General features: G+C 60.7%; 19 protein-coding genes. 5 read left to right on the top strand and 14 right to left on the bottom strand.

The genetic code is table 11. From position 1 onward, the window contains the following. Nucleotides 1-17 precede the first annotated feature (17 nt). Entirely contained in the window at nt 18-1,082 is a 1,065-nt protein-coding gene (locus VA602_RS00980; protein WP_323452223.1) for an ABC transporter substrate-binding protein, read from the bottom strand. A gap of 346 nt (nt 1,083-1,428) precedes the next feature. On the opposite strand from VA602_RS00980, the gene VA602_RS00975 reads away from it, so the two are divergent. After that, nucleotides 1,429-2,142, top strand: coding sequence for a UTRA domain-containing protein (locus VA602_RS00975; RefSeq protein WP_186667051.1), 714 nt, complete (start codon nt 1,429-1,431; stop codon nt 2,140-2,142). Between the two features lie 52 nt (nt 2,143-2,194). Here VA602_RS00975 and VA602_RS00970 read toward each other — a convergent pair whose 3' ends face one another. The 10 genes from VA602_RS00970 to minC form a co-directional block, all read right to left on the bottom strand. Beyond that, nucleotides 2,195-3,376, bottom strand: coding sequence for an MFS transporter (locus tag VA602_RS00970; protein WP_407682487.1), 1,182 nt, complete (start codon nt 3,374-3,376; stop codon nt 2,195-2,197). Next, nucleotides 3,373-4,293 carry a diiron oxygenase gene (locus VA602_RS00965; RefSeq protein ID WP_323452222.1) on the bottom strand — a complete coding sequence of 307 codons (921 nt, stop codon included), beginning with the start codon at nt 4,291-4,293 and terminating at the stop codon, nt 3,373-3,375. Before VA602_RS00965 ends, VA602_RS00970 begins: the two co-directional genes overlap by 4 nt. A gap of 11 nt (nt 4,294-4,304) precedes the next feature. Next, nucleotides 4,305-5,351: a SagB family peptide dehydrogenase gene (locus tag VA602_RS00960; protein WP_323452221.1), complete on the bottom strand. Its 1,047-nt coding sequence runs from the start codon at nt 5,349-5,351 to the stop codon at nt 4,305-4,307. 522 nt (nt 5,352-5,873) lie between these two features. Further along, complete coding sequence (locus tag VA602_RS00955) at nt 5,874-8,030, bottom strand: mechanosensitive ion channel family protein (protein WP_323452220.1); 2,157 nt, start codon at nt 8,028-8,030, stop codon at nt 5,874-5,876. Between the two features lie 48 nt (nt 8,031-8,078). Next, a complete protein-coding gene (locus VA602_RS00950) occupies nt 8,079-8,243 on the bottom strand; it encodes a hypothetical protein (protein ID WP_172964816.1) in 165 nt (54 codons plus the stop codon). Nucleotides 8,244-8,383: 140 nt separating this feature from the next. Next, nucleotides 8,384-9,673, bottom strand: coding sequence for a M18 family aminopeptidase (locus VA602_RS00945; RefSeq protein WP_054895571.1), 1,290 nt, complete (start codon nt 9,671-9,673; stop codon nt 8,384-8,386). 151 nt (nt 9,674-9,824) lie between these two features. Next, on the bottom strand, nt 9,825-10,460 hold the full coding sequence (locus tag VA602_RS00940; RefSeq protein ID WP_054893839.1) for an RluA family pseudouridine synthase: 636 nt from the start codon (nt 10,458-10,460) through the stop codon (nt 9,825-9,827). Nucleotides 10,461-10,605: 145 nt separating this feature from the next. After that, a complete protein-coding gene (gene minE, locus VA602_RS00935; protein ID WP_003252572.1) occupies nt 10,606-10,860 on the bottom strand; it encodes a cell division topological specificity factor MinE in 255 nt (84 codons plus the stop codon). Nucleotides 10,861-10,863: 3 nt separating this feature from the next. Then, nucleotides 10,864-11,676, bottom strand: coding sequence for a septum site-determining protein MinD (minD, locus tag VA602_RS00930; RefSeq protein ID WP_054893840.1), 813 nt, complete (start codon nt 11,674-11,676; stop codon nt 10,864-10,866). 95 nt (nt 11,677-11,771) lie between these two features. Beyond that, a complete protein-coding gene (minC, locus tag VA602_RS00925) occupies nt 11,772-12,530 on the bottom strand; it encodes a septum site-determining protein MinC (RefSeq protein WP_063545803.1) in 759 nt (252 codons plus the stop codon). A 111-nt stretch (nt 12,531-12,641) separates the two neighbouring features. On the opposite strand from minC, the gene VA602_RS00920 reads away from it, so the two are divergent. Together VA602_RS00920 and VA602_RS00915 are read left to right on the top strand one after the other, a co-directional pair. Continuing rightward, nucleotides 12,642-13,577: a lipid A biosynthesis lauroyl acyltransferase gene (locus VA602_RS00920; protein ID WP_153772837.1), complete on the top strand. Its 936-nt coding sequence runs from the start codon at nt 12,642-12,644 to the stop codon at nt 13,575-13,577. 89 nt (nt 13,578-13,666) lie between these two features. Then, nucleotides 13,667-14,821 (top strand): patatin-like phospholipase family protein, encoded by a 1,155-nt coding sequence (locus tag VA602_RS00915; RefSeq protein WP_323452219.1) that lies wholly within the window; start codon nt 13,667-13,669, stop codon nt 14,819-14,821. Between the two features lie 24 nt (nt 14,822-14,845). Here VA602_RS00915 and VA602_RS00910 read toward each other — a convergent pair whose 3' ends face one another. Next, nucleotides 14,846-15,547 carry an MlaA family lipoprotein gene (locus VA602_RS00910; RefSeq protein WP_407682488.1) on the bottom strand — a complete coding sequence of 234 codons (702 nt, stop codon included), beginning with the start codon at nt 15,545-15,547 and terminating at the stop codon, nt 14,846-14,848. A 106-nt stretch (nt 15,548-15,653) separates the two neighbouring features. Next, the gene (locus VA602_RS00905) at nt 15,654-16,952 is read right to left on the bottom strand and encodes an alpha/beta fold hydrolase family protein (protein ID WP_323452217.1); all 1,299 of its coding nucleotides are present in this window, start codon (nt 16,950-16,952) and stop codon (nt 15,654-15,656) included. 224 nt (nt 16,953-17,176) lie between these two features. Here VA602_RS00905 and VA602_RS00900 point away from each other — a divergent pair, with 224 nt between their 5' ends. Next, the gene (locus VA602_RS00900; RefSeq protein WP_063545798.1) at nt 17,177-17,539 is read left to right on the top strand and encodes a hypothetical protein; all 363 of its coding nucleotides are present in this window, start codon (nt 17,177-17,179) and stop codon (nt 17,537-17,539) included. Between the two features lie 55 nt (nt 17,540-17,594). Here VA602_RS00900 and VA602_RS00895 read toward each other — a convergent pair whose 3' ends face one another. Further along, nucleotides 17,595-19,151, bottom strand: a complete 1,557-nt coding sequence (locus VA602_RS00895) for a glycoside hydrolase family 17 protein (protein ID WP_323452242.1) — start codon at nt 19,149-19,151, stop codon at nt 17,595-17,597. 209 nt (nt 19,152-19,360) lie between these two features. Between VA602_RS00895 and VA602_RS00890 the strand changes: the two genes are divergently transcribed. After that, nucleotides 19,361-20,221, top strand: a complete 861-nt coding sequence (locus tag VA602_RS00890; protein ID WP_063545797.1) for a glycine betaine ABC transporter substrate-binding protein — start codon at nt 19,361-19,363, stop codon at nt 20,219-20,221. Nucleotides 20,222-20,457 lie beyond the last annotated feature (236 nt).

Below are 20,457 nucleotides of genomic sequence, written 5' to 3'. Positions count from 1 at the left end.
GCTGGAAAACCCCGCCGTCACTCCATCTCGATGATCACCTGCTCCTGCCACTTCTGCGGCAGGGCCTTGGAGGTCTTTTCCCAGGCGTCGGCGTTCTTGATCGGCTGGGCGGCCTGGTACTGCTCGTTGGGCAGCAGCTTGGCCTGGACATCGGCGGGCAGCTTCAGGTGCTCGGCGCGGATCGGGCGGGCGTGACCGATGGCCAGGTTGGTCTGGCCGGCGTCGCTGAAGATGTATTCGCGGGCAAGCTTGGCGGCGTTCGGGTGCTTGGCGTACTTGTTGATGATGGTGGTGTAGCCGGAAATCACCGAACCGTCGGACGGGATCAACACTTCGAAACGCTTCGGATCGATCTGTTCGCGGTAGCTCAGGCCGTTGAAGTCCCAGACCACGCCGACTTCCACTTCACCCTTCTCGAGGGTCTGGATGGTCGGGTTGGCCAGCGACAGGCGCTTCTGCTGGGCCAGTTTGGTGAACAGCTGCAAGCCCGGCTCGATATTGCTTTCGTCGCCCTTGTAGGCGATGGCGGCGGCCAGCACGCCGTTGGCGGCTTGAGCTGCGGTGCCGACGTCGCCGATGGCGACCTTGTACTTGCCTTTTTCCAGGTCGTGCCAGGTTTTCGGGCGTTCGTCTTCCTTGACCAGGTCTTTGTTGATGATGAACGCGATGGTGCCGGTATAGGCCAGCGCCCAGTGACCGTCCTTGTCCTTGGCCCACTCCGGCACCTGGTCCCAGGTGCTCGGCTTGTAAGCCTGGGTCACGCCCTTGGTCACGGCGATCGGGCCGAAGGCGGCACCGACGTCACCGATGTCGGCACTGGCGTTGTCTTTTTCGGCGTCGAACTTGGCGATTTCCTGGGCCGAGCTCATGTCGGTGTCGCTGTGCTTGAGGCCGTACTTCTTGGCCAGGTCATCCCAGGTGCCTTTCCAGTTGGCCCAGGCATCCGGCATGCCCACGCTGTTCACCGTGCCTTCCTTGCGGGCGGCGTCTTCCAGGGCCTTGAGGTTGGTATCGGCGGCCATGGCCGAGGTGCACAGGGCGATGGCCGAGCCCAGCAGTGACGCCATGAAGAACTTTTTCATCCGAAGCTCCTTTGGTGGGTGCCTTGCAATCGTTGTTATGAACGCTGTTGTAAATGCTGTGGTGCAGACCTTGCCGAGAACCTTTGGTCTAGGTCAGCAAACCTTGAGCCAAGGTAGGCCTGTTGCATGACAGTTTGATGTAGGACAGGCCCGCCAGCGGTGAGGCTTGGGCCCTGAAAGCAAAGCGTAGACCAGAACCCGGCCCTTTATTCACGCGGCTTGGCCCGATTCTGGCAATCGCGGTGCGAAGGCTTTGTCACAGGATCTTCATCAGCTGTGCCTAGGCTTGCTCTATTCTCCAGTTGCCCTGTTATGGGGCTGGACTAGTCCAGATAGGTAACCTTTGATGCAATCGACCCCACCGCGGGCGGTAACAGCCATCTGCCATGCGCTGCAGGAACAGATCGAACATGGCCTGCTGGCGCCGGGCGGCAAGCTGCCTGCCGAGCGCAAGCTGAGCGAGGTGTTCGACACCACCCGGATCACCTTGCGTGAGGCATTGGTGCAGCTCGAGGCCCAGGGCTTGATCTACCGCGAAGAGCGGCGTGGCTGGTTCGTCGCCCCCGAACGCCTGACCTACGACCTGATCGAGCGCAGCCACTTCCATGCGATGGTGCGCGACCAGGGGCGGGTTCCGAGCACCGAGCTGCTGTCGGCGCGCTTGCTGCCGGCTTCTGCGGCAATCTGTGCGCGCCTGCGGCTGCCGGCGTTGTCGAGCGTGGTACAGATCTGCCGTTTGCGGCGCATCGATGGGCGCGGCGTGTTGTATGCCGAGCACTACCTCAACCCACGCTACTTCCCGGGGATCCTGGCGCTGGACCTGGCACAGTCGCTGACCGAGATCTATGCCCGCGAATATGGCATACGCTACGGACAGGTGTGTTTCGAGATCCTGCCGACTGCGTTGCCGGTGGCGGCGGCCATGGCGCTTAGGGTGTCGGCGGGGAGCCCCGGGTTGCACATCACCCGGGTCAACAGTGACCAGCATGGGCACCTGATCGACTGCGACCTGGAGTATTGGCGGCACGATGCGATTCGTATCCAGGCGCAGGCGGGGTAGGTAGATCCGTGATCAAGCTCTTGTAACTGTACGGTAGGTTGTCCCGCGCGAACTAGCGAACTTCACTGTCCGAACGGGGTAGTAGAGTGAGCAGTACCCAGCCCAGGAGACTTGAAAGGATGAAAAGCACAGGCAGGGTCAGCAGGCTGTCTGTAGCCGCGATCAAAGCGCTGGCGGTACCTCCAGAAGTGAACAGCAGCGTATTGTTCAGGGATGCCGCAGCTCCCGCGCAATGAGGGTGTCTGCCCAGTGCCTGAGTTGTCGCTGACGGGCGAATGATGGTGACGCCCATCGTGCATACGATCATGGGCAGCAAGATGGTCGCGACTGATAGCTCTGCCACAAATTCCCAGATGCACAAGCACAGGCCGGACACGCCGATGAGCGTGAAACCTACGCCGACCTGTTTTCTTGGGCTGATGCGTTCATTGAGCCAATGAGCTACCACGCCTCCGAGAACATACGAAAATCCATAACCGGTAAATATCAGGCCGAAAGTACTCGCGGACAGGCCTAGGCGGTCCATGAATAATAACGGAGCGCTGACGATGAATGAAAAATGGCAGGCAAAGGCGAGGCATGAAAACGCCGTAAATTTAAAAAAAACTGAATCCTTTACCAGCGCTCTTTGATTTGAAAGAAAACCTTCTGGTTTGAGAGACGTCGGGCGTTCTTTCAGGGATTTCATAGTGATGAGCCCGCAGCAGATGCTGAGCATGGCAAACACGATGAAGCTTCCCTGCCAATTGAAGTGTTCTTGGAGAATACTGCCGGCAAGAGGAGACAGGGAAATAAACACGCCACTTGCACCGGTCAGGAGAATGCGCATGCTGTTGCGTTGTTGTTCTGAGTACAAGTCCTGTACCAAAGCGTGGCTTAGCACGAAGCAACCGCAGCCCAGTGCTTGTATCAAGCGAAATGATATGAAAGCTTCAAAGCTGGATGAAAGCACGCATCCTACTGCGCCTAGGATGGCAACCAAGAGTCCGCTCAACAAAAGTCGCTTTCGGCCAACGGCATCAGATAAAGGACCTATGATGATTTGCGAAATACCCACGCCGATGGCAAAAATGCTTACTGAGTAAGCCACGCTATTTACTTCAACCTGAAACGAAGATGCGATCGCAGGGAAAGAGGGCAGAATGACGTCTAGGGGAAAGACTCCCAGAAGGCACATGAGCAGAAGCAGAAATGGTCCAAGAGCCTTGTTTAGCTGTGCAGAAATGACGCTCACTCAAGCAGTCCTCCAACTCGAAGCGCCTCGAGATAGTCATGGTTTTTCAGTAGGTCAGTCCGACGTACGGCTTTCATCGTTAAGGTGGTCGTTTTTATTATTCGGGATTTCCAGTTGTTTGGGTGGGTGGGAAGTGATTTTTTTGGGGTAAGAAAATGTTCGTGGGTCAGGGTTCGTATAAGTGCGGTGTTTGGTCGAAAAAAAGCATGGATGATGCTTATTAGGGCAGTGACAGCAAAGCTCTTTTCATTGGTTGAAAGCTGGCTCCAGAGGTTTACAAAAGCGTCGGCAAAGAAAATAGCGTGTTTTGCTTCATCCAAAAGATGATCTTGAAACATATGGAAGATAGGTGCTACCAGATCATCATGCGATAGCCAGGAAAGCTCGCGAACTATTATTGTTTCAGATACAAAGGCGATCAAGAAAAGCACGAGGTCTAAGTGCTTGCCGGAATGATTGTGGCAGATTCTGTCGAAGTGGTTTAGCCTGCTTGACCGCTGTCTCGGTATGGCGAAATATTGCAAGACTTGATCGGACAGCTCTTTTGAAAATAGCGCGTGGTACCCTTCATCTGTGTAGAGCTTTAGTGCGGATAAGCGATCTCGTGCGCTAAAGAAACGTGCCAGCGAACCGACAGTGATACAGGAAACTGCGCGATTGACATACATGATTTCCAAGTCGGTTGTATAGTCAAGGAAGTGCAAGAGGTAACCGATATGGATTTTGAGTCGGGCATGTGCTGGCAGAATGTCCGTCAAAGGTTTCGTCAGTTCGGGAATGAGGACGCTAGGAAACCAGCGCTCAGGGTTGGTTTCTTTTGTATCTTCTCTAGTCAGCATATATTTATAAGGGCGTGAGCGGACTGAGCTCGTCTTGTCCCAGGTAGAAAAGTGGCGAGCAGTGTCATTATTTTTCATGGGGCTGAACTTTATTGTGCGAGTATTGTTTTAAGAGAATTAGGCGTTGCGCTTCCTTTTGCGTGACCACAGCCCACGAAAAATAATACCTGTTCGCCAGGGGAGTTAAGTTGCAGTAAAGGGTCGATGAGGTCTTCGCACAAGGCGCCTGTCGGCCATGTGTCCAGATTCAGTGCGGTTGCGACGAGTTGTAGGGTTTGAGCGACATGCCCTATTTCTAATAAAGCAATTCGATAGGCGCGCGAATGTTCGTATTTCCACCATAGCTTATCGAAGCGAGAAGTCAGAAAAAAACCTGCAGAAATGCTGTCTGAAAAATGCTGGCCTGAAAGCATTTTGCCTACGGGTGGAAGCTCAGTAGATAGTAGATGTAAACAGTGACCAAATGGGTCGTAATAGTAAAGGCCCGGATCAAGATTATCGACATGTCTGACGTAAACATAAGCCTCTGTTGAGTTTAGCCCACCACCCGATGGGCTACTACGTCGCTTGCGAAGGGCTGCAGGTAAATTGCTTGAGTCGGGAAGCTCTCTCTCTCCGATGAACCCTATCGAGTATTCTAAGATTCGCGTCAGGTCTTCTAGCTGCACTGGCAGGTCGAGAAAGTCTCTAGAGGTTGAGCGTTTTGTGAGCAATGCTTCGAACAGGCCTGAGTCGGTATGGCGCAACAGTTGTATTGTTTGCAGTGCGTTGAGATTTATACGTTGGGCGGGCAGTGGTTTGCTCAATACGCTTTCGCAGTGTTCGAGATAAAGTGCGGCCCAATCTGCTTCATTTTTGGGTTGTATGCTCAAAGCAATATTTTTTGTACCGAAGTGGAAGATTCGGGAAAGCATATCCCAACCCCAGGTTTTATCATCAGCGGGCTGGTGATTTAATATGTCGCATCTAAGCAGATTTTGATCCAGTGGGTTGTCATCTTGAGGTTCGTCTTGCTGGTAGATCAAGTCTACAAGTCGGCGTGCATGAGCATGGGAGAGCTCGTATTGTTTATGGTTTTTATAGTTCCAGCAAATAAGGTTCTTGTCTGCAGTTATGAAAAAACAGTCATTATTCATGAGTTGACAGCTCCCGAGGTTGAGCTGGACGCAGGCCGGCACTGCGCCCAGCGTTCAACGTAATGGCTTATTGGGTTTTACGCACCAGGTGAGCCATGTTTGCCAGGTTGTGAGATTCCAACTTTACTTCTTTCATTTTTATTCTCCAGTAATGTCGCGTCGTTGCGACACTTTTCATACTAGCTAGAGATGAAAGATGTACAAGCTCTCAGTGTGCATGAAAAATCATCTAACGCTGTAGGAGTTTTCACTATTATCTGCGATGGCTGGTTCGTAGATGGTAGGACTGATTTATAAATTCACATATATATCAGTTCATTATTGGCCTGCGAGTTGGGTCAGTAGCTACACTTCTGGCCTTCTGATTGACTGCGACCTGGAGTATTGGCGCCCAGATGCGATTTGCACCTGGGCGCTGGAGGGAGGGCTGCGGCTGCTTTGCAGCCATCGCAGCACAAGGCCAGTCCTGCAAGGGGCTGCACGTTTGTCTGGGGGCGGCCTTGCGGCGCTAAGCAACCCTGATCATTTTGATGCTGCACTGCCTTCAGCCATCGCTCCGCCCCCTGCCGTCACCATCTGCACCGACAACCGCGGCGTAGCCAGGTCCAGCCCGGCTTCGTCGAGCTGGCGTTTCAACGCCAGGTTGAAGGCCCGTGACACCTCCCACTGCTTGATCGGCGCGGTCTTGAAGCGCGCCCGCAGGATCGCCGAGCCCGACTCGAAACTCTCGACTCCCTGCAGTTCCAGCGGCGACCAGATGTTGCGGCGCATCAGCGGATCATTTCGCAGCTTCTGCCCCACTTCGCGAATCAGGCTGATCGCCTTGTCGATGCTCATGTTGTGCGGGATGGCGATTCGGAAGATCGCATAGCCGAATTCACGCGAGTAGTTCTTGATGCTCTTGATCTCGCTGAACGGGATGGTGTGCACGATGCCGTCGATGTCGCGCAGGCGCACGGTGCGAATGGTCAGGCCCTCGACCGTGCCCAGGTGGCCGCCGACGTCGACATAGTCGTCGATGGCCAGGCTGTCCTCGATGATGATGAACAACCCGGTGATCAGATCGGCCACCAGCGATTGCGCACCGAAGCCGATGGCCAGGCCGATGACACCGGCACCGGCCAGCAGCGGTGTGACGTTCATGCCCATGTTGGCCAGGGCGACGATCACCGCAATGATGAAGATCGCCACGAACAGTACGTTGCGGATCAGCGGCATCATGGTCTGCGCGCGGGCGTTGGCCAGGCCTCGGCGCGAGCGCACCAGTGCGTGGTGCACGGCGGTGTCGGCCAGAATCCACACCAGCCAGGCGGCGATCAGGGTGCCTGCCAGGCCCAGCAGGCGCACGCTGACATCATGGCCTTCGCCCTCGGCAAAACCGATCATCGAAAGCCCCCACACGCGCAGGCCCAGCTCGATGAACAGCAGCCAGATGCCCAGGTGTACCAGGGCGTAGCCAAAGTTCTTCAGGCGTTCGGTATACACCGCCTGACGCTTGTTGGCGCGCCGAGGTTTGGCGGCGTGGCGGCGCACCAGGCCGTTGAGCACCATGCACACCACCACCAGCACGGTGCACATCAGTGACTGACGCAGGGCGGTGCTGGTGTCGCCGGCAGAGACGAAGGTGGCGAACAGCGAGATCGCCACGAGGATCAAGGCCGGGACGAACCAGAAACTGCCAAGCAGCTCGATGGTGTCGCTGAGCGTACGCCGGGTCAGGCGCCGCGACAGCGGCTGATTGCGGATCAGGTGCGCGATCGGGCGCCTGAAGCGCAGGATGAACAGGCCGGTGCACAGGGCCGCCAACACGTTGGTCACGGTCGCTACCGCATGAGCCAGGTGTGTGCCCAGCGCAGTGGTCAGGCGTGGGTCGCTCATCGCTTCGCCGAAGGCGGCGAAGCTGCCGATCAGCCATAACGGGCGAAACGCCTGGTGTCGCAGGATATGCAGGGCGCGGTGGCGATGCGGGCCGTCGAGCAACGAGAAGGCGATCACGCAGATCGCCGAAAAGCAGGTGCCGACCACCAGCGCATAGGCCAGGACCATGGCCAGGGATTTGCCCAGCGACGGTGGCAGAGCGAAGCTCAGGTACACGGTGAACACCAGCGCCACCAGCCAGGGCCCGAGCTTGCGCAGGGCGAATCGCACGAGGTCCCAGGTGCGTGGGTGTTGGGGCAGTTCTTCGGTGAGCCCGAAGCGGATCCTTACCCGATGGCCGATCCAGTTGAAGGCGTAGGCCAACAGGCTCCACACGGCAATGACCGCAGCGAAGCCGAACAGGATCGCTGGCCACTGGTGCACCGGAACGACCAATGCTGCCAGCTCGTTCTGGGCCTGGTCGATTTCCTGCGACCAACGCACGAAGGGGCTGGCATCGCCGCTGAACTGCTTTTCCAGGTCGTGCATGGCGTTGCCGATCAGCCCGAGCACGCCCTGTTCCACCGTGGGTTGCGACTGTTTGCTGGCATCGCGCAGTTTCTTCAGGTCGGCCAGCAACTTGGCCCGTTGCTGGTCGTTTTCGAGGCTCTTGATCACTTCGTCCAGTGACTTGTCCAGCGGCTCGGTGGCCTGGGGTTGGGCAGGCGTGCTGCTACCCAGCAAGCCGGGCAGGCCAGCGGCGTGCACCGGGGCGATGAACAGGAAGAGCAGCAGGGTCAGGCAACGGAGAAAGGCGGGCACCGGAAAATCTACCTCAGGTCGATCGATTGCCGGAGTGTAGAGGATTTCTCAGGCGAGTTTCTCGAGGATCTTCCAGCACATGATGCCAAAGATGCCGAGGGTGCCGATCCACATCATCAGCACGCCGGCATTGCGCTCGCGCAGGCTGAAACCGATGGTCAGCAGCATCAGGAAAAGGAACACCGGCACGAACAGGGAGAGGAAGGGTGACATGAACAGAATCCTTCTGTTGTCGGGGGCATGCTTGAAGCATAGCGCGTTGAGGGGCGGAGAATTCGTGGGTAAGCCCACTCCTGCTGGAGCGTTGATGCACCTGTAGGAGCGGGTTTACCCGCGAAAAGGCCTACCTGATATCAAGGCAGTTCGCGACTGCGATAGAACGCCGTCAGCACCTTCACCAGGTGCGCCAGGTCCTGGCTGCCGCACAGCTCGCGGATCGAGTGCATGGCGAAGGTCGGCAGGCCGATGTCGACGGTACGCACGCCCAGGTGGCTGGCGGTGATCGGACCGATGGTCGAGCCGCAGCCCATGTCGCTGCGCACCACGAAGCTTTGTACAGGCACTTCCTCGGCCATGCACAGGTGGCGGAAATAGCCGGCGGTTTCGCTGTTGGTGGCGTAGCGCTGGTTGTTGTTGACCTTGATCACCGGGCCGGAGTTGAGCTTGGGCCCATGATTGCCGTCATGCTTGTCGGCGTAGTTGGGGTGCACGCCGTGGGCGTTGTCGGCCGACACCAGCAACGAGCGCTGGATGGTGCGCACGTATTCGTCGCCATCGGGCAGCAGACGTTGCAGGGTCTGCTCGAGCATCGGTCCGTCGGCGCCGCACGCCGAGCAGGAGCCGACCTCTTCGTGATCGGTGCATACCAGCACGCAGGTTTCGTCGCTCTCGGCGGCCAGTAGCGCCTGCAGCCCGGCATAGCACGACAGCAGGTTGTCCAGGCGCGCACCGGCGATGAAGTCGCCATGCAGGCCGATGACCGCAGCGCTCTGGGTGTCGTAGAAACTCAGCTCATAGTCCAGCACCACGTCGGCGATCAGGCCGTGCTCGCGGGCCAGTTGCTCGGTGAGCAGGGCTCGGAAGTCGACACGCTCGTCGCCCGCGACCTGGGCCAGGATAGGCGGCAGCTCGTTCTGCGGGTTGATCGGCCAGCCCTCGTTGGCGGTACGGTTGAGGTGGATGGCCAGGTTGGGAATGATGGCGATCGGCAGCTTGAAATCGACCAGTTGGCTTTCGACCTTGCCATCGCGGCGGAAGGTGACGCGTCCGGCCAGCGACAGGTCGCGGTCGAACCAAGGGGCGAGCAGGGCACCGCCATAGACTTCGACGCCCAGTTGCAGGAAACCCTGGCGCTGCAGTTCGGGCTGTGGCTTGACCCGCAGGCACGGGCTGTCGGTGTGTGCGCCGACCATACGGATACCGCCAATCAAGGGCGAATGCTTGCCCAGGCGAATGGCGATGATCGAAGAGTCGTTACGGGTGACGTAGTAGCGTCCGCCGGGCACGGTGGCCCAACTGTCACGCTCGTCCAGACGCTGGTAACCGGCGGCTTCGAGGCGCTTGGCCAGGCTGGCGGTGGCGTGGAAGGGCGTCGGGGAGGCCTTGAGGAAATCGATCAGGCCGGTATTCAGTGCTTCGCGCATAGCTCACTCCAGACAGCAGTGGCGCGAGTTTAGCGTAAATGGTCCGGAATTTGTGCGGGCCTCTTCGCGGGCAAGCCCGCTCCTACAGGGTTGGGGGTGACCTCTGTGGGAGCGGGTTTACCCGCGAAAGGGCCGGTGCAGCCACAAAACTCTAGAACGGCGCCGGGCACTCGAACTTCAACCGCTGCCCAGACACCGGGTGAGTAAAGCTCAGCATCGATGCATGCAGGCACAGCCGTTCATGGGCCGCCAATGCCTCGGGGTTGGCATACAGCCGGTCGCCCAGCAGCGGGTGCCCGATCGACAGCATGTGCACGCGCAACTGGTGCGAGCGCCCGGTGATGGGCGTCAGCTCAACCCGGCAATGGTCGCCACAGCGTTCCAGTACGCGCCAGAAGGTCAGGGCATGCTTGCCCTGCTCATGGTCGACCACATGGCGTGGCTTTGTGGGCGGGTCGTAGCGCAGCGGCAGGTCGATACTGCCACTGTCGAGCGTCGGCTGGCCCCAGCACAGTGCGGTATAGGCTTTCTCCGTCTCGCGGTCGTGGAACTGGCGCGACAGCTCGCGGTGACTGTCGGCATCGCGGGCCAGGAGAATGATCCCGGAGGTTTCCCAGTCCAGGCGATGGACGATCAGCGCGTCGGGGTAGCCGTTTTCCTGCAGGCGGGTGATCAGGCAGTCCTTGTTGTCCTCGGCACGACCTGGCACCGACAGCAGCAGGGTCGGTTTGTTGATCACCAGGATGGCGGCGTCTTCGAAGAGGATCTGGATGTTCGACAGCGGCATGTTCAACGGTTCTCTGTAAAGCACTGTGGGAGCGGGCTTGCCCGCGAAGAAGGCCGGTACAAGTGCCAGGGTGATGGCGCCAGTACCGGCCTTTTCGCGGGCAAGCCCGCTCCCACAGGGGATCGCGGTGTGACAGGGGTTTCTATCAGCGATCCGGCAAGGTGATGTTCAGTTCCAGAATCGAGCAGCTGCCCTGGTTTTCCAGCTCGATATGCACGTCATCGTTGCCGATGTTCACATACTTGCGGATCACTTCGAGCAGTTCTTTCTGCAGCGCCGGCAGGTAGTCCGGTTCGCTGCGCTGGCCGCGCTCATGCGCCACGATGATCTGTAGACGCTCTTTCGCTACCGACGCACTGGTCTGTTTCTGTCTGCCACGAAAGAAGTCAAAAAGGTTCATGGTTTATTTGCCTCCAAACAGGCGCGCGAAGAATCCTTGCTTCGGCACTTCGATGAAGCGCAGAGGCTTCTCTTTACCCAGCAGGCGGTCGACGGTATCGCTGTAGGCCTGGCCGGCGTCGCTCTGGTCGTCGAGGATGACCGGGATACCCTGGTTGGATGCCTTGAGGACCGCTTGCGACTCGGGAATCACGCCCTTGAGCTTGATCGCGAGGATCTCTTCGACGTCGGCGATGCTGAGCATTTCGCCCTTTTCCACGCGCTCGGGGTGGTAGCGGGTGATCAGCAGGTGTTCCTTGATCGGCTCCTCGCCGTTCTCGGAGCGGCGCGACTTGCTCGACAGAATGCCCAGCATGCGGTCGGAGTCACGTACCGAGGAGACTTCCGGGTTGGTCACGACGATGGCTTCGTCGGCGAAGTACATCGCCAGGTGCGCGCCTTTCTCGATACCGGCCGGGGAGTCGCAGATGACGTAGTCGAACTGCTCCTTGAGCTCCATCAGGACTTTTTCGACGCCTTCTTGCGTCAGGGCGTCCTTGTCGCGGGTCTGGCTGGCGGCCAGCACGAACAGGTTTTCAAGGCGCTTGTCCTTGATCAGGGCCTGCTGCAGGTTGGCTTCGCCGTTGACCACGTTGACGAAGTCGTACACCACGCGGCGTTCGCAGCCCATGATCAGGTCGAGGTTACGCAGGCCGACGTCGAAGTCGACGATCACAGTCTTGTGGCCGCGCAATGCGAGGCCGGTACCGATGGCGGCGCTGGTGGTGGTCTTGCCCACCCCCCCCTTGCCGGAAGTAACCACGAGAATCTTGGCCAAGGTGTTTCACCCCTAAATAAACGGGACCCGAAGTCCCAGCAAATGCAAAAAAGGCAACGGTGGAAAAGTTGCTCTTAAAATGGCGGCAGTATCCGTTAAAGACGGGTGATGTTCAACACGTCGCCGACCAGGCTCACCTGCACGCCCGAACCCCACAGCGGGTCGCGGCGCAGGTCTTCGCAGACCTTGTACTGACCGGCGATGGAGACCATTTCGGCCGTCATCTGCTGACAGAAGATCCTGGCTCGGGTGTTGCCCTTGATACCAGCCAGTGCGCGGCCACGCATGGCGCCGTACACATGGATATTGCCATCGGCGAGAAGTTCCGCACCCGGGCTCACCGAGGCGGTCACGATCAAGTCGCCGCCCTGAGCATAGATCTGCTGGCCGCCACGTACAGGGCTGGTGATGATGCGGGTCGGGCGAACCTCGGGTTCGGCGGCCACAGCGGGTGCCGGAGCGGGCTCGACTTTCTTCACTTCCGGCTCAGGTTCCAGCGGGCGTTCGCGGGCGCCGGAGGGCGGCAGGACCGGCAGGTCGATGGCGATGGCTGCGGCGATGTCCTCGATCCGGCTGGCGCGGATCGCCAGGGTGCGCAGGCCATGGTGACGGCAGATGCGCATCAGCCCGGGCAGGTCGATGGCGCCTTCGTCCGGCGGCAGTTTGTCCAGGGCCAGCACCAGCGGTGTGTTGCTGAAGAAATTGGGGGCCTGCGCCACTTTCGCCGCCAGTTGGCGGTCGAGGGCTTCGAGGTCGTTGCGCGCCAGTTCCAGCACAGTGATGGCGAGCATGCTGCCCTTGAGCTGGAACACGGTGGCGGAGTCGGGTGTCTGGTTGAGGCTCATGGTCTGCATAGACGGCTTGTTGCGAAAAAAGTGCCCTGACTTATAACGATAAGACCGATTGGCCGCAACCTGCGGCCAAAGGTTGTAGAATGCCAGGCCTTTGTCTTACCGGAAGCTTCAATGGATCGTCCGCGTTTTCGTCCCTACTTCCTCCATCCACGTTTCTGGGGCCTGTGGCTCGGCCTGGGCCTGCTGTGGCTGGTGGTGCAGTTGCCTTACCGAGCCTTGCTGTGGCTCGGCAGCGCCCTGGGCGCCGTGATGTATCGCCTGGCCGGCGAGCGTCGGCGCATTGCCGCGCGCAACCTGGAGCTGTGTTTCCCGGCACTGTCCGGCGACGAACGGCAGCGCCTGCTGAAGGCAAACTTCGCCTCCACCGGCATCGCCTTCTTCGAAATGGCCATGAGCTGGTGGTGGCCCAAAGCCAGGCTTGCCCGCCTGGCACATATCGAAGGTCTGGAGCACCTGCAGGCCGCCCAGCGTGACGGGCAGGGCGCCATCCTCATGGCGGTGCATTTCACCACGCTGGAGATCGGCGCGGCCCTGCTCGGCCAGGAGCACACCATCGATGGCATGTACCGCGAGCACGGCAATCCGGTGTTCGACTTCATCCAGCGACGCGGTCGCGAGCGGCACAACCTCGACTCCCTGGCAGTGGAGCGCGAGGACGTACGCGGCATGCTCAAGCTGCTGCGCGGCGGGCGGGCGATCTGGTACGCACCGGACCAGGACTACGGCACCAAGCAGAGCCTGTTCGTGCCGTTGTTCGGCATCCCCGCCGCCACGGTGACTGCAACGACCAAGTTCGCTCGCCTGGGCAAGGCGCGGGTGATTCCGTTCACTCAGAAACGCCTGGAAGATGGCAGCGGCTATCGTCTGGTGGTGCATGCGCCGCTCGAGGATTTCCCAGGGGAGAGCGAGGAGGCCGACTGCCTGCGCATCAACCAGTGGGTCGAAAGTGTGCTGCGCGAGTGCCCCGAGCAGTACCTGTGGGCGCACCGGCGCTTCAAGTCGCGGCCCGAAGGGGCGCCGCGGCTGTATGACAAGAAGAAGCGCTGATCCGGGGTAGTGGCTGCAGGCCCTTTCGCGCCCCGACTTGCCCGCGAAGGGGCCGATCCTGACAAAACCGACAAACCAGGAAGGAACCAATGGCCTCACCCCCGACTACTGGCCTGATCCTCTCCGGCGGCGGAGCCCGTGCTGCCTACCAGGTCGGCGTGCTTGCCGGTATCGCCGAACTGTTGCCCGCTGGCGCGCCCAATCCCTTCCCGGTCATCGTCGGCACCTCCGCCGGGGCCATCAATGCTGTGACCCTTGCCAGCGGCGCCACTCGCTTTGGCGAGTCGGTGCAGCGCCTGACCCGCTTCTGGCAGAACTTTCGCAGCCACCTTGTGCTGCGCAGCGACTGGCCCGGGGTCATGCGTCAGGCCAGCCGTTTCGTCAGCCACAACCTGCTGGGGCTGGGCCGGCAGATGCCGGTGGCGCTGCTCGACAGCAGCCCGCTGCGGGCGCTGCTCAAGGCGCATCTGGACCTGGATGGCATCCACCATGCCCTGGCCAGCGAGCAACTGCGCGCGGTGGCCGTAACCGCCTTTGGTTACGAGTCCGGCCAGGCGGTGACGTTCTATCAAGGCGGCGAAGCGATCGAACCCTGGCTGCGGCACCGGCGTATCGGCGTACCCACTGCGCTGAGCGTCGAGCACCTGCTGGCCAGTTCGGCCATCCCGTTACTCTTCGCTCCGGTGCGCCTGGGCGACGAGTACTTCGGTGACGGCGCGGTGCGCCAGTCTGCGCCGATCAGCCCGGCGCTGCACCTGGGGGCCAGTCGCGTACTGGTGGTGGGGGTCAGCGGTAACCCGCAGCGCCCTGCGCCGCCGGTGCAGCGTGCACGGGTGTTCAGCGGGCAGCAGCCGAGCCTGGCGCAGATCGGCGGACACATGCTCAACAGTACCTTCATCGACAGCCTCGAAGACGATATCGAGTTGTTGCAGCGCCTGAATCACCTGAGTCACCTGATGCCTGCGCATCTGGACGCCCGGCGCCTGGGCCTGGCGCCGATCGAAGTATTGGTGGTGGCGCCCAGCCAGCCGCTGGACGAGATCGCGGCACGTCATCGGCGTGAGTTGCCGGCGGCGTTGCGCCTGTTCCTGCGCGGGCCCGGAGCGACCAAGACCAGCGGGGCCGGGGTGCTCAGCTACCTGCTGTTCGAGGCAAGCTACTGCAGCGAGCTGATCGAACTGGGGCGCAGCGATGCCCTGGCCAAGCGCCGGGAGCTGCAGCAGTTTCTGGGATTGGTGGGCTGAGGCCGCATGGCGGCCCCGCCGTACTCACTCGGAAATCTGCAACTTGCGCGCCTGGGTATACACGTAGCGCACTTTCTCGTACTCGAACGGCGAGTTGGTCTGGCCATAGCGGAAATTGGTGGTGTAGCGCCGGTCGATCGCCCGCAGCAGGAAGATCTCCGGATGGTCGGTACTGACCTCGGCGACGTTGAGGAAATTCGCCTCGCGCTCGCCGACGTAGTCCACCACCAGGCCCGTGGTGTCGCGCAGGTTCGAAGGACCGAGGATCGGCAGCATGATGTACGGGCCTTCCGGAACGCCGTAGAAGCCCAGGGTCTGGCCGAAATCCTCGCTCTGGCGTGGCAACCCCATCTTGGTCGCCGGGTCCCACAGGCCACCCACGCCGATGAGGGTGTTGAACATCAGGCGCGCAGTGATCTCCGCCGAGCGTTTGACCTTGAGCTGCAACACACTGTTGAACAGGTTGGGCACATCCCCTAGGTTGTTGAAGAAGTTGCTCACCCCGGTGCGCACGAAGTGCGGGGTTATGTAGCGGTAGCCATCGACCGCCGGCAGGAACACCCATTGGTCGAAGCGATAGTTGAAGTGGTAGATGCGCCGGTTCATCGATTCCAGCGGGTCGTAGACGTTCAACGCGGCCAGGGTGGAGCGTTCGAACTCGCGCTGGTCGAGGCCGGGGTTGAATTTCAGCTCGCGCAGCGGGTCGAGGAAACCGTCCGATTCCATGGTAGGCGTGTCGACCACATCGGCTTCGATCACGCTGGTACGCGGTGCGGTTTCTGCTGCCAGGGCGCTGGTACTGACGAGCAGGGCGAGGGCAAGTATGAGTCTGTCAGCCACGGAAGAACTCCAGCATGGCGTCGGCATTGACGCGGTAGTTGAGGTTGCCGCAATGGCCGCCGTGTGGATAAAGGGTCAGTCGGTCGCCGAATACCTTGCGCAGGAAACCGATGTCGCCGGGGCCGAGGATCACGTCGTCGGCGTTGTGCATCACGGCGATCTTCGTGCTGTCGGCAAGGTAGTCCTTGAGGGCGTACAGGCTGACCTGGTCGATCAGTTGCAGCAGGCTGTTGCCGTCCGTGCGCGCACGCCACATGGGGATCACCTGCTCGGTCAGGTAGCAGTCGAAGTCGCATTGCAGGGCCCGTTTGAAGAACGGCGTGAGGCTGCTGCCCTCGGTGATCGGAAACTTCGGCGGAATGATCAGGCCGCGGCGATTGATCAGGTCGGAGGTGAAGGCGATGTCGGCTGCCGAGAAACGGAACGAGGTGCCGATCAGCATGGCCATCTGTTCGTTGGACAAATGCTCGCGTGAGTTCTGGAAGTCGTAGAGCAGGGCGTCATTGAGGTCGATGTAGCCCTTGTCCTGGAAGTAGCGCGTGAGTTTTTCCAGCATCAGTTCGTAGAACGTGGTGCTGCGGTCGATGCCCTTGACCTGGGTCTGCACCAGTTTGTCGAGGTTGTTGATCGAGGTGTACAGGTTCACGGGCGGGTTGAGCAGCAGCACGCGCTTGAAGTTGAAGCTGCGCCGGGTTTCGTCCAGGTGGCTGACGAACGCGGCGTCCAGGGCGCCGAGGCTGTAGCCGGTGAGGTAGAACTCGCTGACCGGCAGGCGCGGGTGCTGGGCGCGTACGGCTTGCATGACCCGGTACAGGTCTTCGGCATCCTCGCGGCTCACGCCGGGCGTGGCGAAGCGTGAGGCGGCGCTCATGAAGTCCCAGCTGGTGGGCGAAGACAGCTGCACCACGTGATAGCCCGCCTGGTAGAACAGTTTTTTCAGGTATTCGGCGATGGTGCTGCTGTAGGGCGCGCCGGTGCCTGCGATGATGAACACCAATGGCGCTTCGTGGTCCTGGCGTGCCAGGCGGTAGCGGAGTTTTTTCACCGGCCAGAAGTTGTCCGGCAGGGTGAATTCGCGCTCTGGGCGCAGGTTCAGGCTGTAGTCGGACTGGTCGATATCGTCGTCGCTGGGCAGCGTCGGGCGCTGGTCCGGCGGCGTGGTGGCAATGGTCGCCTCGAACGGATTGGTCAAGGGATAGCCGTAGGTGGCGGGGTCGATGTCCCGCGCAGAGGCGGCCGCAGCCAGAAACAGGCCGCACAGCAGCGCGGCGAGGCGCAACGGTCGAAGCATGGAGAGTCCCCCGAGAGAACGGCAAGGCAATGTGGAGCTAGGACCATCGTGCCCCTGGCAAAGTTGCCTGGCGCGCTGTCCTTTATTGTGGCGGATGTTGCCGTGAAGTTGGCCGCTGCGGCAATGACCGCTTTCCTCGACATTAGCCGAACCGCGCCATTTTGCCTTGCGCGGCAGGCCTGGGGGATTATCCTGAGCGCCGGTTACATTTTCTGGAGCTGTGCATGAGTCGTTGGTGGCCTGTCGTTGCGTTGCTGCTGTTTCTGCCGGTGTGGCTGGCGGCCAGTTATGGCGTGCGTTTCGGCCTGATGGAAGACGGCCAGTGGGTAGGCCTGTGCGCGGTGCCTGGCGAACACTGGCAGTGCCAGGCGCGGTCGCTGCTGGGATTGTGGATTCACTTCCAGGTGATCGGCTGGGTGGCGTTGGGGCTGGCCTTGCTGTGCCAGGTGCTGCCGGGACGGCTTGGCTGGTGGGGGGCGGTGCTGGCGCTGGTGGCAGGGGTGCCGGCGCTGGTGCTGTACACGGCGAGCCTGGGGGTTTTTGCGGTGGTTCTGGCGGGGTTGCGGTTGGTCAGGGCCTCCAGCTAGCAGGTTTTACCGGTGTTCTTTTCGCAGGCTTGCCCGCGAAAAGAACACCGCCGTTTCAAGCCCTGCGCAAACTGCGCCAAAGGGCAGCCACCATCAGCACACTGACCGCCGCCCAGCTCCAGGCCTGATGATTGTGCAGCCCTTCCTGATACAGCTGCGGCGCAATTCCTGCGCCGATGATGAATGCCAGCAGGGCCACTTCGGCCCTGCGCGCGGCCACCGGTCGCAACAGGTACACCAGCGCCGGCAGCAGCAGCGCTGCGCTGGGGAAGCTGCGATAGCGCGGATCGAAGACCATTGCCAGCATGCTCACCGCCGCTGCGAATCCCGCTGCCAGCAGCCACCATCCCGCTCGCGCCTGCAGCCAGGCGAACAACCGCTCACGCCAGCCTTCGCGTCGGGCCAGGGCCAGCGCGGCATGGGCCAGTACCAGCAGGTTCAGGCCCGCCAGCGCTGCCGCCCACAGCCATTCAGCGACAAAGCGCGCGTTGGTGCGCATCAGCTCGCCCCACAGCCCCAGGCTGCCCGCGCCGACTGCCGCCAGCAGCGGTAATAGCAACGCCGCGCGGGCGTGCGCCGGGCGCCCGGCCAGGCCCAGAGTCGCCAACACCAGCAACGCGCTGGCCAGCCACCACTGTGGCCACTGTGTCAGGTTGCTGACGGGTCCTTCGAGCACGCCTTTGTCCTGCCGATCAGCGTCGTACAGCCCCCAGTAGCCACCCACTGCGCCTTCGCTGGCGCGTTTCCAGGGCTGGTCGAAGGCCTCGATCAGGTTGTAGTGCCAGCCATTGGCCTCGGCCATCGCGACGAAGCCCCGAATGAAGCGTGCCTCGTTGACCCGGCTTGGCTCTGCGGTCTCGCGCTGGCGGCCTTCGCTGGGCCAGCCGGTTTCGCCGATCATGACGTCCTTGGGGGCGAAGCGGTTGCCGAACACCTGACGTACCTCGGCGACATGCGCCAGGGCGTCCTCGATGCCGCGTGGATCGTCCTCCCAGTAGGGCAGCAGGTGGATGGTCAGGAAGTCCACCGCTGGCGCCACTTCCGGGTGCTGGAGCCAGAACTCCCAGACGTCGGCGTAGGTCACCGGGACCTGCACCTGGTCTTTCACCCGAGTGATCAGTTCGGCCAGGCGTTGGCCGGTGACCTCCTTGCGCAGCAGCGCCTCGTTGCCGACGATCACTGCGCTGACCACGTCCGGATTGACGTTGGCCGCCTCGATCAGCAGCGCCACCTCCTTGTCGGTGTCTACCGGGTTGGCATTGACCCAGGCACCGAGCATCACCTTCAGCCCGTGCTTGCGCGCCAGCGCCGGAATCGCCTCAAGCCCCGTCATCGAATAGGTGCGGATGCACTGGAAGCGCTCTGCCAGTAATGCCAGGTCGGCGTCCATGCGCGCAGGGCGCAGGCGAAATGGCTGGTCGAAGGGCGACTGGTCCTTGTCGAAGGGGGTGTAGGAGGCGCACTGCAATTTATGCGTCGGGCTCGCCGCATCGGGCAGGTGCACCGGCTTGCCCAGGCCATACCAGAATGCACCGAGACCGAGCAGGGCGAACAGGCAGGTGATCAGGTAGAGGAGGGTGGTGCGGGGCGTGCTGGGCATCGAGCGGTCCATCGTCTGGCGCGGGTCATCGGTTGAGAGTCGCTGATAGTAGCCCGGCGCCAACAGTTTGGCATGCAAGGATCGCGCAGAACTCCGCGCGTGGATGACGCTAATGGCGAAGTGCTGTCGCTTATCGTTGGGTAAAGGTCGCTGACGGAGCAGGTCGCGCTGTGTTGCAGGTTGATGATGCAATCTCCAAGACCTGACGAGGGGATGCTTTGATGGCGACTACTACAAGAATGCGACGTTTCCTGGGCGTGACCGGCGCCCTGGTGTTGGCCATGGGGGCTGCACAGGCCATGGCCAAGGAAGTAAGCATCGGTTACGTGGACGGGTGGGCCGACAGCGTCGCCACCACCAACGTGGCTGCCGAAGTGATCAAGCAGAAACTCGGCTACGACGTGAAGCTGCAAGCGGTGGCCACCGGCATCATGTGGCAGGGTGTCGCCACCGGCAAGCTCGATGCCATGCTCTCGGCCTGGCTGCCGGTGACCCATGGCGAATACTGGAGCAAGAACAAGGATAACGTGGTCGACTTCGGCCCCAACTTCAAGGATGCCAAGATCGGCCTGATCGTGCCGGAGTACGTCAAGGCCAACAGCATCGCCGACCTCAAGACCGACACAAGCTTCAAGCAGAAGATCGTCGGCATCGATGCAGGCTCCGGAGTCATGCTCAAGACCGAGCAGGCGATCAAGGACTACGACCTCACCGGCTACAAGCTGACGGCAAGCTCCGGCGCGGCGATGACGGCGGAACTTGGGCGTTCGTATGCCAAGCAGCAGTCGATCGCGGTCACCGGCTGGGTGCCGCACTGGATGTTCGCCAAATGGAAACTCAAGTTCCTCGAAGATCCCAAGGGCGTTTATGGTGCGGCGGAAACCGTCAACAGCATCGGTAGCAAGGAACTGGCGACCAAGGCGCCGGAAGTGGCCGAGTTCCTCAAGAAGTTCCAGTGGCAGTCCAAGGACGAGATCGGCGAAGTGATGCTGGCGATCCAGGAAGGGGCCAAGCCTGAAGCGGCGGCCAAGGACTGGGTGGCCAAGCATCCTGAGCGGGTCAAGGAGTGGACGGGTAAATAACCGACAGGGTCTTTATGAAAAGCCTTGAGACGAAGGTCAGGCAAGGCGAAAACAGCCGAGGAAGCGGAGTTTACAGGTTGTAAATGAGCATTCCGAGGCTGTTTTCAACGCAGCATCACCGAGTATCAAGGTTTTTCATACAGAGCCTAGGGCCAGTGGGTACTTTTCGCGGGTAAACCCGCTCCTACAAAGTGCGCATTGGCCCTGACTTTGTTACCCGAATGGTAAAAGACTGT

Origin of the sequence: Pseudomonas machongensis, assembly GCF_034961125.1 — a bacterium.
Taxonomy (GTDB): domain Bacteria; phylum Pseudomonadota; class Gammaproteobacteria; order Pseudomonadales; family Pseudomonadaceae; genus Aquipseudomonas; species Aquipseudomonas machongensis.
Note: the sequence above shows the minus strand (reverse complement) of the source record. Positions and strands in the feature narration are given on the sequence as shown.

What these genes read in the sequence shown, in the direction of transcription:
- VA602_RS00980 (WP_323452223.1), bottom strand. Translation starts at nt 1,082, where the DNA reads ATGAAAAAGTTCTTCATGGCGTCACTGCTGGGCTCGGCCATCGCCCTG.
- VA602_RS00975 (WP_186667051.1), top strand. Translation starts at nt 1,429, where the DNA reads ATGCAATCGACCCCACCGCGGGCGGTAACAGCCATCTGCCATGCGCTG.
- VA602_RS00965 (WP_323452222.1), bottom strand. Translation starts at nt 4,293, where the DNA reads ATGAAAAATAATGACACTGCTCGCCACTTTTCTACCTGGGACAAGACG.
- VA602_RS00960 (WP_323452221.1), bottom strand. Translation starts at nt 5,351, where the DNA reads ATGAATAATGACTGTTTTTTCATAACTGCAGACAAGAACCTTATTTGC.
- VA602_RS00950 (WP_172964816.1), bottom strand. Translation starts at nt 8,243, where the DNA reads ATGTCACCCTTCCTCTCCCTGTTCGTGCCGGTGTTCCTTTTCCTGATG.
- VA602_RS00945 (WP_054895571.1), bottom strand. Translation starts at nt 9,673, where the DNA reads ATGCGCGAAGCACTGAATACCGGCCTGATCGATTTCCTCAAGGCCTCC.
- VA602_RS00940 (WP_054893839.1), bottom strand. Translation starts at nt 10,460, where the DNA reads ATGCCGCTGTCGAACATCCAGATCCTCTTCGAAGACGCCGCCATCCTG.
- minE (WP_003252572.1), bottom strand. Translation starts at nt 10,860, where the DNA reads ATGAACCTTTTTGACTTCTTTCGTGGCAGACAGAAACAGACCAGTGCG.
- minC (WP_063545803.1), bottom strand. Translation starts at nt 12,530, where the DNA reads ATGCAGACCATGAGCCTCAACCAGACACCCGACTCCGCCACCGTGTTC.
- VA602_RS00920 (WP_153772837.1), top strand. Translation starts at nt 12,642, where the DNA reads ATGGATCGTCCGCGTTTTCGTCCCTACTTCCTCCATCCACGTTTCTGG.
- VA602_RS00915 (WP_323452219.1), top strand. Translation starts at nt 13,667, where the DNA reads ATGGCCTCACCCCCGACTACTGGCCTGATCCTCTCCGGCGGCGGAGCC.
- VA602_RS00910 (WP_407682488.1), bottom strand. Translation starts at nt 15,547, where the DNA reads ATGGAATCGGACGGTTTCCTCGACCCGCTGCGCGAGCTGAAATTCAAC.
- VA602_RS00905 (WP_323452217.1), bottom strand. Translation starts at nt 16,952, where the DNA reads ATGCTTCGACCGTTGCGCCTCGCCGCGCTGCTGTGCGGCCTGTTTCTG.
- VA602_RS00900 (WP_063545798.1), top strand. Translation starts at nt 17,177, where the DNA reads ATGAGTCGTTGGTGGCCTGTCGTTGCGTTGCTGCTGTTTCTGCCGGTG.
- VA602_RS00895 (WP_323452242.1), bottom strand. Translation starts at nt 19,151, where the DNA reads ATGGACCGCTCGATGCCCAGCACGCCCCGCACCACCCTCCTCTACCTG.
- VA602_RS00890 (WP_063545797.1), top strand. Translation starts at nt 19,361, where the DNA reads ATGGCGACTACTACAAGAATGCGACGTTTCCTGGGCGTGACCGGCGCC.